This is a genomic window from Fibrobacter sp. UWR2 (genome assembly GCF_002210285.1).
GTDB lineage: Bacteria > Fibrobacterota > Fibrobacteria > Fibrobacterales > Fibrobacteraceae > Fibrobacter.
In genome coordinates, this window is sequence record NZ_MWQE01000002.1 from 38930 (window position 1) to 51556 (window position 12627).

The window sequence follows — 12627 nt, forward strand, 5'->3', positions numbered from 1 at the left end:
TTTGTAATGAGCGGTGCTGGAAAGGTTTACTTGATTGGTGCGGGTCCTGGCGATCCGGGGCTCTTGACGCTCCGCGGTAAGGAAATTATTGAGAAGGCCGATGTTGTGGTCTATGACCGCCTTGTTTCGCCCGCGATTCTTTCGTTCTGCAATCCCAAGGCGAAGATGGTGGATGTGGGCAAGATGCCGACGCATCACAAGGTCAAACAGTCCGAAATCAACAAACTTCTGGTGCAGTTCGCCAACGAGATGCCCGGCGCGACTATTGCGCGCCTCAAGGGAGGCGACCCGTTCGTGTTCGGGCGTGGCGGCGAGGAGGCTCTGGAACTTGTTGCTGCCGGTATAGAATTTGAGGTGGTTCCGGGCATTACGTCTGCAATCTCGGTGCCTGCGTATGCGGGTATCCCCGTAAGTCATCGTGGCATTGCGACGAGTTTTCATATCATCACCGGGCATGAAAAGGCGGAGTCGAACGGAGAACTTTCCCTCGACTTCGAGGCGCTCGCGAAGTGTCCCGGTACCCTCATCTTCCTGATGGGTATTGCCAACATGGACTTTATTGCGCACCGGCTTATGGAATGCGGTAAGGCCCCGAAAACTCCGCTCGCCTTTATCGAGAAGGGCACGACCCCGTACCAGCGCACTGTCATGGCGACGCTCGAGACTGCGGGGGAGACGATTGCTCGCGAAAACGTGACGGCGCCCGCGATTACAATCATGGGCGGCGTCGTGGAACTCGGCAACAAGCTTGCATGGAAAAAGAACTTGCCGCTTTCGGGCAAGCGCCTCGTGGTGACGCGTGCCGCAAAGCAGTCTAGCGGGATTACCGCACGCCTCACGGCCCTCGGTGCCGAAGTTATCGAAACTCCGATGATCGAGACCCGCGCGCTCGATTGCCCGCACGTCATTCCGGCCTCCGAGCCGGAATCTGTCGACTTCAACACTCTCGCGAATTTTGACATCCTTGCCTTCACGAGCACGAACGGCGTGGAAAGTTTCTTCAGACAGTTGTTCGCCGCGGGCTTTGACGTGCGCGTGCTTGCCGGCAAGAAGATTGTGAGTGTGGGGAAGATTACCGAAAAGAAGTTGCTGGAATATGGCATTCGCTGCGATTACGTGCCCGAAGACCATACCGGCGAAGGCCTCGGAAAGCTGCTGGCCTCGCTCCCTGTGGACCAGTCTCGCATCCTTCTGCTGCAGGGCAATCTTGCCGACGATACCCTGCTCAAACTGCTCCCGCAGGCGACCCGCTGGGTGGTCTACGAAACGCTCCCGGTGGCTGAACTCCCCGAATGGAAGCGAGATGCAGTTGCCGGCGCCGATTCCGTCGTGTTCGCGAGCACCAGCGCCGTCGAAAATTTCAGTGCCCTAGCCGCACCCATCGACAGCGAACCCCGTCTCGCTTTCTGCATCGGCCGCATGACAGAATCTGCCGCCCGCAAGCACGGCTTTGAAACCGTCACCTCCGACGAAACGACGATGGATTCCCTCGTAAAGAAGATTGTTGATTTTTATTCCCAGGAATCTTGATTCTTCATTCCACATTTTATGAAAGCTATTCTGATTATCGCGCATCACTGCATTCTACCTGGGGCCTACAAGGGCTTCGAAGGTATTTTGGACAAACTTCATCATGATTTGCCCGGCACGCGTGTCGCAAGTACGAGCCTGTTGGATTTGGAAAACGACCTGCGCACACTCCTCCGCGAAGATGTAGAATCGGTGACGCTCCTGCCGTTCCTGCTTTTGAACGGCCAGCATACGAAAAACGATGTTCCCCGTGTGGTCGCTAAGCTGCAGGAGGAATTTCCGCAGATTCCTATAACGCTTATGCCTTGCCTCGGCGACTGGAAGGAATTTGCCGGTATGGTTGTGAACGGCATCCGCAATGCGCAATTAGACGAAAGAACGCCCGCTGACGCGGGCTACAGACGAAAGACGAAAGAAAATAATGGCATTGTTGAAGGAAATCGTCTTTCGTCTAAAACATCAAACCTTTTTTCCATCGAGCTGAATCTCGAAGGTCGTAACGTTCTCGTGGTGGGCGGTGGCCGTATTGCATTGCGTAAGGTCAGGACGCTCCTGCCGACGGGAGCCCGCATCACCGTGGTTGCGCCGCAGTTCGACCCTGAATTTGATGCGCTTAAGTTCGGCGAAGGCGCTGACCCGTCGGCTTCGATTACTTTAAAGAATCGTCCTTACGAACCGCTCGACCTCCGAGGCATCTTCATGGTCTTTATCTGCACGGACCATCCGGCAGTCAATGCACAGGTTTCTAACGATGCCCGCGCCCGCCGTATTTTGGTCAATAACGCCTGCGACTACCTCGATGGCGACTTCATCGTGCCCGCCCGTATGGATTTTGGCGAAAATATCGCCGTGACCGTCTCCACGCAGGGCCGTGCCCCCTCGCTTGCCAAGAAACTCAAGCAGCACATCCAGGAAACCTGGCGCGACGCCCTGGAAAAAATCGAGCGCGAATTCAAATAGTGCGAACTTAAAGCAAAAAAACGGCCGCGAAATGCTGCCGTTTTAATATTTGCAGGAGCCTTCCTTACATTTGCCTGATGGGGAAGAGTCCGAGCAGGTCGAGCACGTTTTCGAGCACAATCTGCGTGGCCTGAACCAGGAACAGGCGGGACTTCTCTTCGGCGGAACCGAGCACACGGTCTTCGTGGATGAACTTGTGCGCGGCTTCTGCGATTTCAAGGGCGTACTGGGCGAGAACGCTCGGTTCGTCACCGGCGACAGCGTCCAGAATCTTCTTGCCCTTCTTTGACAGGATGTTGATGAGGCTGTATGCGGCATCGTCGCTGAGTTCGGCAAAGTTCACGTCCTTGATTGCGGCGGCGAGGTCCGCGCGTTCAATGCCGGCCTTGCGCATAATGCTGCAGAGGCGCACGTGGGCGTTCTGCACATACGGACCAGTATCGCCTTCGAAGCTCATCACGGCATCCCAATCGAAGCGCACGTCCTTCAGGCGGCTGTTCTTCAAGTCGTTGAAGGTGAGTGCAGAAATACCGATCTGGCGGGCGATGAGTTCCTTGTTTTCAAGATTCGGATTCTTCTCGTCGATGAATTCGAGAATCTTCTTCTGGGCGGCTTCAATCACGTCGCGAAGCAGGCTTGCGGTACCCGTACGGGTCTTGCCCTTTTCCCACTTGCCGTCCACCAGCTGCAGAATCACGCCGAACGGAATGTGGTACATGTCCTTGTACCATTCGCGGCCCATCTTCTTAAGCACGTGGAACACTTGCTTAAAGTGCAGAGCCTGTCCGAGGTCCACCACGTAAAGGCACTTGTCGAAGTTGTATTCCTTCTTGCGGTAGCAGGCGGCAGCGAGGTCGCGGGTTGCGTACAAGGTAGAACCGTCGCTCTTGCGGATAAGGCAGGGGTTCAGGTCGAATTCGTCGAGCATCACCACGTCCAAATCCTGGCTCTTGACCATCAGGTTCTTTTCGCGGAGTTCGTCGAGAATGGCGGGAATCTTGTCTTCGAAGAAGGATTCGCCGGTGTAGTGGTCAAAGCCCACGCCCATCATGTCGTAGATGCGCATGAGTTCTTTGAGCGTTGCGGCGCGGAAAGCGGTCCAGAGCTTGCGGTAGAATTCGTCACCCTGTTCGAGCTTGGTGAAAGCGGCGCGGGCTTCGTCTTCGAGGCCCGGCTCTTCCTTGCTGGCCTTGGAGAAGGCGGCATAAAGGATGTTGAGTTCCTTCACGGTGAGGCTATCGAGCGTGGCGTCGTCCGTCGGGCGGTTTTCACGCAGGTACATCACGATGAGCTTGCCGAATGCGGTACCCCAGTCGCCCAGGTGATTGATGCGTTCCACCTTGTAGCCTGCGGCCTTGTAGATGCGGGAAAGCGAGTTTCCGATCATCGTGGAGCGCAGGTGGTGGAAGGCGAGTTCCTTGCCGATGTTCGGGGAACTGAAGTCGATGCACACGACCTTGCCATTCGGGTCGGCGTGCCCGTATTCCAAACCCTTCGCGGCGATTTCTTCGAGAGTCGACTTCGCGAGGAATCCGCGGTCGATGAAGAAGTTCAGGTAGCCGTTCACGGCTTCCACCTTCGAAAGTCCTGCGGGGAGCTTCACCTGGGCGGCGAGGTCTTCCGCAATCATCTTCGGGGCCTTGCGCATCACCTTCGCGAGCGAAAAGCAAGGGATGGTGAAGTTGCCGTGGCTGGTGTCAGGCGGCACGGAGATAAGCTTTAAAGCGGCTTCCTTCTCGAAGGAACCGGTGGCGGCGAGCGCCTCTGCGATTTCTTGCTCAAACGAGTTCATCTTCACTGCTCTTCTTCTTGGTGGTCTTCTTCACAAAGTCATTTTCTTCGAGTTCCACAATCTTGCCGTCGGCGTACAGGCGGTCAAGCGAAATCTCGTTGCGCTTTTCTTCTTCGAACAGGTGGACCATCAGGTCTAATCCGGCATCGAACACGGCCCAGCGCACGCCTTCCTTGTATTCCACGCCCACGGACGGGAGCTTGTTGGCCTTGAACTCCTTGCGCAGTTCGTTCAGAATAGCCTGCATCTGGGCTTCGCTCTCGCAGGTGGCCACGAGGAAGTAGTCGGTCACGTCCTTGATGCCGCGCAGGTCAATCAACTGCACGTTCTGGGCGCGCAACTCAAACAGGATGCTTGCGCCAATCTGGACGGATTCTGGCAAATCTTGCTTATTCTTTGTCATTTGTTTCTCCCTGTTCGGGTTCTATTATTTGTTTAAAATCCTTGCCTATATACACGGCTGCGTCTACGTACGAACGCTTGCTTACGACGGTGAGGACATTCTTTGTCTGGAGCGTCTTGGCCAGTGCCTGAGCGCCTTCCCATTCCGGGTTGCGGAGCACCACGATGGTTTCGTCGTAGTTCTGCAACTTGTCGTTTCCGAAACTTACCACGTCAAAACCGTTCTTGCGCAGGAATGTGCGCATCTTGGCGGCAGCACCCGGTTCACCGCAGCTGTTCAGCACTTCGATGTCGCCCTTGTAGCTACGTACAATATGTTCGACCGGAGTCTTCTTTTCTTCTTCGCAGCCTAGCAAAAGGAACGCCGCACATGCGGCTCCAGCGATGAAAGAGTAGTGAGTTGACTTGGCGAATTTTCTGTACATTTTCTATCGCCAAATTTAGAAAAATTTTTTACCTACACCAGAAGGATTCGCGCCATGGCGAGCATGGCCCGTATAGGCGGAATGGTCCGTAGGCCCTCAATGCGTCCTTTTCGTTCATGAGTACAAGCCTTATATAACTGTTTTCGGTGGGCTTGTATTCTAGAGCCAGCGCAGGCAGCACGAACTGGGGCTTCCCTTGCCGCATATCTTCCTTGCTGAACGGGCCGTCGTTAAACGTGGAACGAAACGGCATCCATAGGCCTAGATCCGCATACAGGTGCAAATCGGGTGTGAATTCGTAGGCGATGTGTGCGAGGAGACTGTTCTGGCTGATGCTTCCGAACGGTGTAGATAAAAAACTCACGGAGTACGAGTAGGCGATTTTTAGGGCCGGGTCGAATGTGTCGTGCCTTACAAGGCGGTTCGGGTCGAAGCGGTCGTGGTTCCAGGGAATTCCGTCTTCGGGGATGGCGCTTGTAGTGTCTGCTACGGAATCCTGCCTGGCTGTGTCGGGTACACGAGCTATTGAATCCTTTGCAGGGCTTTCCGCAAAGGCCAGTGCTGCCGAGAATATGACAAAAAACAGCGTTGACCGCATGCCAAGAATATAGCAAATGCTGATTAGACGATTTCGTTCTTCGCGTTCACATGGACCACGGTGGGTTTCCATGTCTTCGCTTCGTCTTCGCTCATGGTGGCGTAGGCGACAATAATCACGAGGTCCCCGGGTTGTACCAGGCGTGCAGCCGCTCCGTTCAGGCAGATGACGCCGGAACCGGCGGGGCCTTCGATGACGTAGGTGTCCAGGCGATTGCCGTTATTCACGTCGAGCACGCCGACCTTTTCGAAGGGGAGGATGTTTGCGGCATCCATCAGGTCGCGCGCAATCGTAATCGAGCCTTCGTAATTGAGGTTCGCGTCTGTAACTGTTGCGCGATGGATTTTCGATTTTAGAAGTTCAAGCTGCATGGCGCTTGTCTAGAACTTGACCTGGAATGCGCCAAGCACGCCCTTTTCGGGAGTGGGGAGGATTCCGAAGCTGAATCGGTTTGCATCCGGGTTGCTATCCCACTGCGTGCCGAAGAATGCGTCTGCGAACGACCAAATATGGGCACTTGCGACGAAGAGAAGTCCGTACCACCAGGCAGTGCTCTTGTCAACGGCCAGGTAAACCGTGACGCCAGCGCTTACGCCCCAAAGGACATCCATCCAGATGGCCTTCATGGATTGGTTGGTCTTCCACTGGTAGAAACTCGGAACGAGGAGAGAAACGTAGGCGTAACCCTGGTTTCCGGATTTGTGTCTGTAAGAACGGTCGATGTCGGCATCTTCGAGGCCCTGGGAACGCTGGGAAAGCCAGTCTTCCTCGCTCACGCCGAGTTTGCTCCAGGGCTTCTGGAGGTATTCAGAAATGCGGACCCCGAGCTCGACGAGACGTGTCAGTTTGTCTCTCGAAATCCCCTCTTCCTTAGCCTGCTGGAACTCCCACTGGGTAAGTCCGAGGTCTTCGTAGCGGAAACCGTCCCACTGGTCTCCCGTAGCCTGGGCTTCGCCCGCAGATTCCGTTTCGTCGGCGGATTCGCTGTCCCCGTACGAGTAGGACTGCTCGCTAGAATCGTCACTGGACGGTTCATCATCGAACTGCGCGAAAGACATCGCGCCGATAAGGAACACTGCTAATACAATTTTGGTCCATAGAGACATTAGGTACCTACTCCTATCCTATAGTGCCGGGGGAGGGAATCGAACCCTCACACTCTCGCGAGTACCGGATTTTGAGTCCGGCGCGTCTACCAATTTCACCACCCCGGCTTTGGGGGTAACACAAATATAGAACAATTTCTGTTTTTTTGTAGGGGAATTTGGGCAAAAACGGCTTATTTTGACGATTTTTTCAGAATCGCACGGAATTCCACATTGAGGGGTGCTAGTTTTTTTGCCCCGAAATCAATGGCGTTTTCCTTTGTCTCGAACTTGCCCGTCTGGACAAGGTAGAGTGTCTTGGTTTCTCCTACGCGTTCCTCGATAGAGCCGGTGATACCCTGCTTTTTCAGATTGTTTACCAGGAGATCTGCATTGCTTTTCATGCCGAAGGCTCCTAACTGTAGAATCCAGTATTCCTTGGCGTTGTTCCCGCTCTCCGTTTTTACAGGTTGGACTACCGGTGCCGGTGCTACGGCGGCCGGCTGCTCATTAGGCTTGGTTTCTTCGGTTTTTTTGGCCTGCTGTGCTGGGACTTCTACAGAATTCGGGACGGTTTGTTCCGTTTTTTCGCTTGCGGCTGGCGTTGTTTCCGGTTCGTGGGCCGGCTCGGCTTGGACAGAAGGTTCGCTTAGGCGCTTGCAGGTTTCGTCGAGAGTTGGGTTCTTGACCTTGGACTGGACAACAGAACAGACCTTTTGCAACACGACCGCCTGGTGTGGCTGGGATGTCTCGATGGCGTGAATCAGGGCCTCGGCGGCCTTCTCGTTGCGGCCCATGTACAGCTGGAACTGTGCCTTGGTCATCATGAGGTCCGCGTAGACGGCCTTTTGCGGGTTCGTCTTGTTGATGAGGCTGTCGAGGCGCTTGCCTGCCTTGCTGAAATCCTTTGCGGCGCCGATCTGCGAGAGCGCGAGTACGTTCCACAGGTAGCATTCCGTACGTACGGAATCGGGTTCGTTGGGGCAAACCTGTTCGAAAAGTGTCGCGGCCTGTTTCCAGTTACCGGCCACGTATGCCTTCTGCGCATCGGCAATGGTTATGGTCGCCTGCGTATCGGTGGGGGCGGCTGCTGCGGGCTGTGCTTTCGTTGCCGATTGTGTCTCTGTAGTAGACTGTGCGAATGAATTTGTACTGAAAAAAGCGGATAAAATAACCGCGATAAAGCAGACCTTGTTGAATTTCATTTTAAATCCCACATTCCACATTTCAAATTTAGACCAGTTTACCTCGAATCGTCCAACCCCGGATATCATCCAATTTAACTTTCACGTAGTCGCCTGGCTTCACGGTGTGGCCTTCTGCGGGCTTGAAAACGACCTTCTTGAAGTTGTCGGTGCGGCCTCGCAGTTCCGTCTCGTCGCGAGCGGAATTCTTTTCCACCAGGAGTTCCTCGGTGCGGCCGAGCATCATCTGGTTACGCTTGAGGGTAATGGCGTTCTGCAGTTCCACCAGGCGCGTGTGGCGCTCGTTCTTTTCGGCCTCGGTGAGCGTCTCCGCTTCCTTGTACGATTCCGTGCCCTTGCGCGGGCTGTAGATGAACATAAAGGCGGAGTCGAACTGGCAGGTTTCAAAAGCCTTGAGCGTCTGCTCGAAATCCTCTTCCGTTTCGCCCACGAATCCGCAAATTACGTCCGTCGAAATCCCGTAGAACGGGTCCTTGCTTCGCAGCTGTTCGATAATCGAGAGGTACTGCTCCATATTGTGCTGGCGGCGCATCTTCTTGAGCATGGCGTCGGAGCCGCTCTGGATGGGGATGTGCGCGTAATGGCAGACCTTCGGGTTGTTCAGCAGCACGTCGATGAGTTCGTTCGTGTAGTGCCTCGGGTGCGGGCTCGTAAAGCGGATGCGGCGGATGCCACCGATTTCAGAAACCTTCGTGAGCAGGTCGGCAAAATTTCCGCCTTCCGTCTTGTAGGCGTTCACCGTCTGGCCAAGGAGCGTCACCTCGGTAATGCCCTTGTCGGCCGCCTTGCGCACTTCGGCAAGAACGTCTTCCATGTCGCGGTACTTTTCCGGCCCGCGCAGGTACGGCACAATACAGTAACTGCAGCGCTTGTTGCAACCGCGCTGGATGGCGACGAAGGTGGTGAAGTCGTTCTGGAGTTTCGCGTATTCGCCCAGGTAGTTCTCGCTCAGGTCCTCGTCGATGAACATCTTGTGGTGCGTCAGGTGCAAGGGACTTTTGGTATCGCCCAGCAGCAACTCCGGAATTTTCTTGTACTGGTCCGGGCCTACGATGTAGCTCACGTTCGGGAGGCGCTTCAAAAGTTCCGGCCCGCGATTCTTCGCCATGCAACCGCATACCACGACTTTCACATCGGGATTCTTTTTGCGCAAGTACTTGAGCTTGCTGATGTTGACGATGGCGGTTTCCTCGGCCTTTTCACGCACGCTGCAGGTGTTCACGATGATGATGTCGGCGTCTTCCTGGTTGTTCGTCTCGACGCAACCGCACATGTCGAGCTCCTGGGCAATCATCGCCGAGTCATACTCGTTCATCTGGCAGCCGTATGTGGCCAAGTGGTATTTTTTCATGCGCACAAAGATAGCATTTTTAGTTGGCAGAACTTAGAACTTAGAACTTAGAAAAGTCATTCTGGAGCGCAGCGATAGAATCTTTTTATTATGAAAGGGGGAGGCTTCCCCCTCGTCAAAGCCTTGCCCCTTCTGCGTCATCCTGGAGCCATGAAATGGCGACGGGATCCATACATTTCATTCCACAGCGTGATAAGGGCAAGTCTTTGCCTACCCTCTCTCCTAGGAGGCTCCGCCCCCTAACACCCCCGAATGCACTTTTTCGACCCACTTTTGTGCGTTTGAATACACTTTTTCAAGGGAGTTTTGAAAAAGTGGGCGATTTCAGGTGAAAATCGCCATTCGTGCTTGTGCGAATTGTCATGCCGGGCATGACCCGGCATCTCCTTTTTTTATTCCTAATTATGTATATTTTTCATTGACATAGCCCTGAACCGCAAGGTGAAGGGCGACCGGTTTTAGAGTAATTTGCTCTTATTCTCGCGTCCTTAAAACACGACCAAAGTTTTACGCAATAAGAATAAGGCTTACAACGCACACCCGAATTAGGGCGTGGGTCGTTTGCTTGTTTTGCGTAGGGCTTCTTGGTCGTTGCCTAAGGACGAACAGGTATTCGATACCACGCTTTTTTTGTTTTATCGAATATTGAGGGTAGGAACAAAGACAAACGTTTTTGCTCCCGTTCTTGCGTCCTTAAAATACGACCAAATTTTTAACGCAGCAGGAATTGGACAAATGGGACTCACCTCATTGGGGTGAGTTCTATTTGGGCATTCTCTTGTCGAAGCATGTCGATGTTTCGTGAACAGAAGTGAAAACAGAACATTTCACCTGTTCCGTAGGAACATCGAGGCATTATGGCTTCTGGCAAGAATGCACTTCGTGTGCTTTCTCTGTTCTCCGGCTGCGGAGGACTCGATCTTGGGCTTGAGGGTGGCTTTACCACTCTCAAGAAATCTGTTAATGAAAAAATCCATCCGGATTGGATTGAAGAAAATATTAACCGAAATTTTATTCGCTTGAATAAGAATCGTTTTCAGACCGTTTTCGCAAATGACATCCTGCCCTGTGCGCAAAAGGCGTGGAACCACTTCTTCGGCAACAGAAAGAAAATCGAAGGGATATACAGAGTAGAATCTATTGTAGATCTAGTCAAGAAGTGTAAGTCGGGCGAATTCCAATTTCCTAAAAATATTGACGTTGTTACAGGCGGTTTTCCTTGTCAGGACTTCTCAGTTGCAGGAAAGCGGCTTGGTTTTGATTCTGCCAAAAGCCACAATGGTGTAAACGAAGAACACGCTGAAAATGAATCAAGGGGCACCCTGTATCTCTGGATGAAACAGGTCATCGAAATCGTCAAACCAAAAGTTTTTATCGCTGAAAACGTAAAAGGTCTTGTTTCATTAGGCGATGCCAAGAAGATTATTGAAACCGACTTCCGCAACATCGACAAAGGGTATTGCGTTGTTGATGCCCAAGTTTTGAAGGCGTGGGAATACGGCGTTCCTCAAAGTCGCGAGCGTGTTGTTTTCATAGGCATTTCTAGAAAATACGCTAATCCCAAAATTCTTGCCGACATAGAAAAGAACTCCGAAAAATCGCCGTATTATCCATATCCGATAAAGACGCATGGAGAGGAACTTCAAAAAATCGTCACCTGCAAGGATGCCTTCGTTGGATTAAAGGAGCCTGACGAAAGTTCCGATGCCGCACAACAAGCTTATTCAAAAGCGAAATACTATGGTAAAATGCAGGGCAGTTCTGAAATTGATATGGACGGTGTCGGTCCGACAATCCGAAGCGAACATCATGGCAATATCGAATATCGTCGGTTGAGCGAAGAACATGGCGGAAAGATTTCATCTGAATTGACCAAAGGGTTGCGAGAGCGTCGTTTGAGTGTTCGTGAATGCGCAAGAATTCAGACATTCCCCGATGATTATGAATTCATCTTTAACGACGGAACCAATAAAGTCAATTCATCTGATGCCTATAAAGTTATTGGAAATGCGGTCCCGCCTTTGCTGGGATACTCTATTGGGAAAAGACTTGAATTTCTTTGGAATGATTTATTTGGGGAATAAACATGTCTATTTCCGTTGGAGAAAAACTGGTCTGCGATCCAAGGACGTTGGAGAACTTCAATAATCTGCTCTCGTGTGCGAAAGAACGGCTGCAGAGGGATTCTTCCCGATTTGCTAGCGGCGATTTTTGGAAAATCTTTGAAGGCGAAGTTTGCAAAGCTCTAGACAAGTCAAAAGAATTTGTAGGGGTTCCCGATTGGAATATCGAATATATTGGCGGCCATAAATTTCCTGATATTGTCGCAAGAATCAACAAAAATCAAGCCTTGGGCATAGAAGTCAAAACACTCAGTACTCGAAATGATTCATGGAAGGTAATGGGCGGCAGCATTATGGAATCTACAAGGATCCCCAATGTCAGCAGAATCCATGTATTTTGCGGCAAGCAAAACCCTTTTGAAATTAAATATCGTTCGTTTGAAGATTGCGTGGAGGACGTTGCCGTTACGCATAGTCCTCGCTATATGTTGGATATGAATGTTGCAAGAGAAAAGTCTCTTTTTAAGAGATTGGGTAAATCATATGATGAAATCCGTCATATGAAAAATCCTTTTGATGCGTTCAGAACCTATATGGTCGATTCTAAAATGAAGCGTAACGCAACAAGTGAAGGCGAAGACTTATGGTGGTTTAGCCCAAATATTGATGAATTTTCAAAACTTGATTTGGCGGAAGAAAAAATCGCAAGTTCACTTGTTAACAATAAGGTGAAATTTTGGAATAAGCTTTCGGCAGATGAAAAACAAGAGATAAAAATTGAAATGCTTATCGCCTCTCCGAGTGTTTTGGAGGGCGATTATGAATACGCTTGTCAATGGTTGTTGCAGAGGAAAGGCGTTGTTTGTCCATCATTCCGCGATAATTTTTCCGCTGGCGGTCGCACTGTCGTAAATGGAGTGAACGTTCCGCAGGTAATAGGCAAAATTAACGAATGGAAAGCTGATATTACCAAAGCATTCAATAAAAAGGAACTCCCACAACAACATTTTGAACATTGGAAAACAAGAGTCTTGTCTATCGGCAAGTTTTCAAGTGTAGAAAAAGATGTCCTCAAAAAAATTGTAGCCGATATAGGGAAAGGGATTTCTCGTTAAAAGAGCATTCGTAAATGTCCGAGTTCCTTCCTGATCAAACGTTTTCCATCGTTTCCAAATCGCTGAGTTCGTGTACAAAAGTCATAGGACTTTTGCAACAG

The 12627-nt window shown here is 51.7% G+C and carries 12 protein-coding genes and 1 tRNA gene; 4 read left to right on the plus strand and 9 right to left on the minus strand.

Annotated elements, in window-relative coordinates:
- The first annotated feature begins 6 nt into the window (after positions 1-6).
- Together cobA and B7994_RS04290 are read left to right on the plus strand one after the other, a co-directional pair.
- On the plus strand, positions 7-1530 hold the full coding sequence (gene cobA, locus B7994_RS04285; protein ID WP_088637261.1) for a uroporphyrinogen-III C-methyltransferase: 1524 nt from the start codon (positions 7-9) through the stop codon (positions 1528-1530).
- An 18-nt stretch (positions 1531-1548) separates the two neighbouring features.
- On the plus strand, positions 1549-2490 hold the full coding sequence (locus B7994_RS04290; protein ID WP_088637262.1) for an NAD(P)-dependent oxidoreductase: 942 nt from the start codon (positions 1549-1551) through the stop codon (positions 2488-2490).
- A 64-nt stretch (positions 2491-2554) separates the two neighbouring features.
- On the opposite strand, the gene argS is transcribed toward B7994_RS04290, so the two are convergent.
- The 9 genes from argS to miaB all read right to left on the minus strand — a co-directional run bounded on the left by argS (position 2555) and on the right by miaB (position 9348).
- Positions 2555-4282, minus strand: coding sequence for an arginine--tRNA ligase (gene argS, locus B7994_RS04295; RefSeq protein ID WP_088637263.1), 1728 nt, complete (start codon positions 4280-4282; stop codon positions 2555-2557).
- Positions 4269-4685 carry a ribosome silencing factor gene (rsfS, locus tag B7994_RS04300; protein WP_088637264.1) on the minus strand — a complete coding sequence of 139 codons (417 nt, stop codon included), beginning with the start codon at positions 4683-4685 and terminating at the stop codon, positions 4269-4271. The genes argS and rsfS overlap by 14 nt, the downstream gene beginning before the upstream one ends.
- Positions 4672-5109: a LytR C-terminal domain-containing protein gene (locus tag B7994_RS04305; RefSeq protein ID WP_088637265.1), complete on the minus strand. Its 438-nt coding sequence runs from the start codon at positions 5107-5109 to the stop codon at positions 4672-4674. Before B7994_RS04305 ends, rsfS begins: the two co-directional genes overlap by 14 nt.
- A 28-nt stretch (positions 5110-5137) precedes the next feature.
- A complete protein-coding gene (locus tag B7994_RS04310; RefSeq protein WP_088637266.1) occupies positions 5138-5707 on the minus strand; it encodes a hypothetical protein in 570 nt (189 codons plus the stop codon).
- 23 nt (positions 5708-5730) lie between these two features.
- Positions 5731-6078, minus strand: coding sequence for an aspartate 1-decarboxylase (gene panD / locus B7994_RS04315; protein ID WP_088637267.1), 348 nt, complete (start codon positions 6076-6078; stop codon positions 5731-5733).
- A 9-nt stretch (positions 6079-6087) separates the two neighbouring features.
- Entirely contained in the window at positions 6088-6813 is a 726-nt protein-coding gene (locus B7994_RS04320; protein ID WP_088637268.1) for a hypothetical protein, read from the minus strand.
- Between the two features lie 24 nt (positions 6814-6837).
- Positions 6838-6921, minus strand: a tRNA-Leu gene (locus B7994_RS04325).
- Between the two features lie 65 nt (positions 6922-6986).
- Positions 6987-7997 carry an SPOR domain-containing protein gene (locus B7994_RS04330; RefSeq protein ID WP_158213073.1) on the minus strand — a complete coding sequence of 337 codons (1011 nt, stop codon included), beginning with the start codon at positions 7995-7997 and terminating at the stop codon, positions 6987-6989.
- Between the two features lie 28 nt (positions 7998-8025).
- Positions 8026-9348 (minus strand): tRNA (N6-isopentenyl adenosine(37)-C2)-methylthiotransferase MiaB, encoded by a 1323-nt coding sequence (miaB, locus tag B7994_RS04335; protein WP_088637270.1) that lies wholly within the window; start codon positions 9346-9348, stop codon positions 8026-8028.
- Between the two features lie 857 nt (positions 9349-10205).
- On the opposite strand from miaB, the gene B7994_RS04340 reads away from it, so the two are divergent.
- On the plus strand, positions 10206-11432 hold the full coding sequence (locus tag B7994_RS04340; RefSeq protein WP_088637271.1) for a DNA cytosine methyltransferase: 1227 nt from the start codon (positions 10206-10208) through the stop codon (positions 11430-11432).
- Positions 11433-11434: 2 nt separating this feature from the next.
- Entirely contained in the window at positions 11435-12526 is a 1092-nt protein-coding gene (locus B7994_RS04345) for a hypothetical protein (RefSeq protein ID WP_088637272.1), read from the plus strand.
- The last annotated feature ends 101 nt before the right edge of the window (positions 12527-12627 follow it).

What these genes read in the sequence shown, in the direction of transcription:
- cobA (WP_088637261.1), top strand. Translation starts at nt 7, where the DNA reads ATGAGCGGTGCTGGAAAGGTTTACTTGATTGGTGCGGGTCCTGGCGAT.
- B7994_RS04290 (WP_088637262.1), top strand. Translation starts at nt 1,549, where the DNA reads ATGAAAGCTATTCTGATTATCGCGCATCACTGCATTCTACCTGGGGCC.
- argS (WP_088637263.1), bottom strand. Translation starts at nt 4,282, where the DNA reads ATGAACTCGTTTGAGCAAGAAATCGCAGAGGCGCTCGCCGCCACCGGT.
- rsfS (WP_088637264.1), bottom strand. Translation starts at nt 4,685, where the DNA reads ATGACAAAGAATAAGCAAGATTTGCCAGAATCCGTCCAGATTGGCGCA.
- B7994_RS04305 (WP_088637265.1), bottom strand. Translation starts at nt 5,109, where the DNA reads ATGTACAGAAAATTCGCCAAGTCAACTCACTACTCTTTCATCGCTGGA.
- B7994_RS04310 (WP_088637266.1), bottom strand. Translation starts at nt 5,707, where the DNA reads ATGCGGTCAACGCTGTTTTTTGTCATATTCTCGGCAGCACTGGCCTTT.
- panD (WP_088637267.1), bottom strand. Translation starts at nt 6,078, where the DNA reads ATGCAGCTTGAACTTCTAAAATCGAAAATCCATCGCGCAACAGTTACA.
- B7994_RS04320 (WP_088637268.1), bottom strand. Translation starts at nt 6,813, where the DNA reads ATGTCTCTATGGACCAAAATTGTATTAGCAGTGTTCCTTATCGGCGCG.
- B7994_RS04330 (WP_158213073.1), bottom strand. Translation starts at nt 7,997, where the DNA reads ATGAAATTCAACAAGGTCTGCTTTATCGCGGTTATTTTATCCGCTTTT.
- miaB (WP_088637270.1), bottom strand. Translation starts at nt 9,348, where the DNA reads ATGAAAAAATACCACTTGGCCACATACGGCTGCCAGATGAACGAGTAT.
- B7994_RS04340 (WP_088637271.1), top strand. Translation starts at nt 10,206, where the DNA reads ATGGCTTCTGGCAAGAATGCACTTCGTGTGCTTTCTCTGTTCTCCGGC.
- B7994_RS04345 (WP_088637272.1), top strand. Translation starts at nt 11,435, where the DNA reads ATGTCTATTTCCGTTGGAGAAAAACTGGTCTGCGATCCAAGGACGTTG.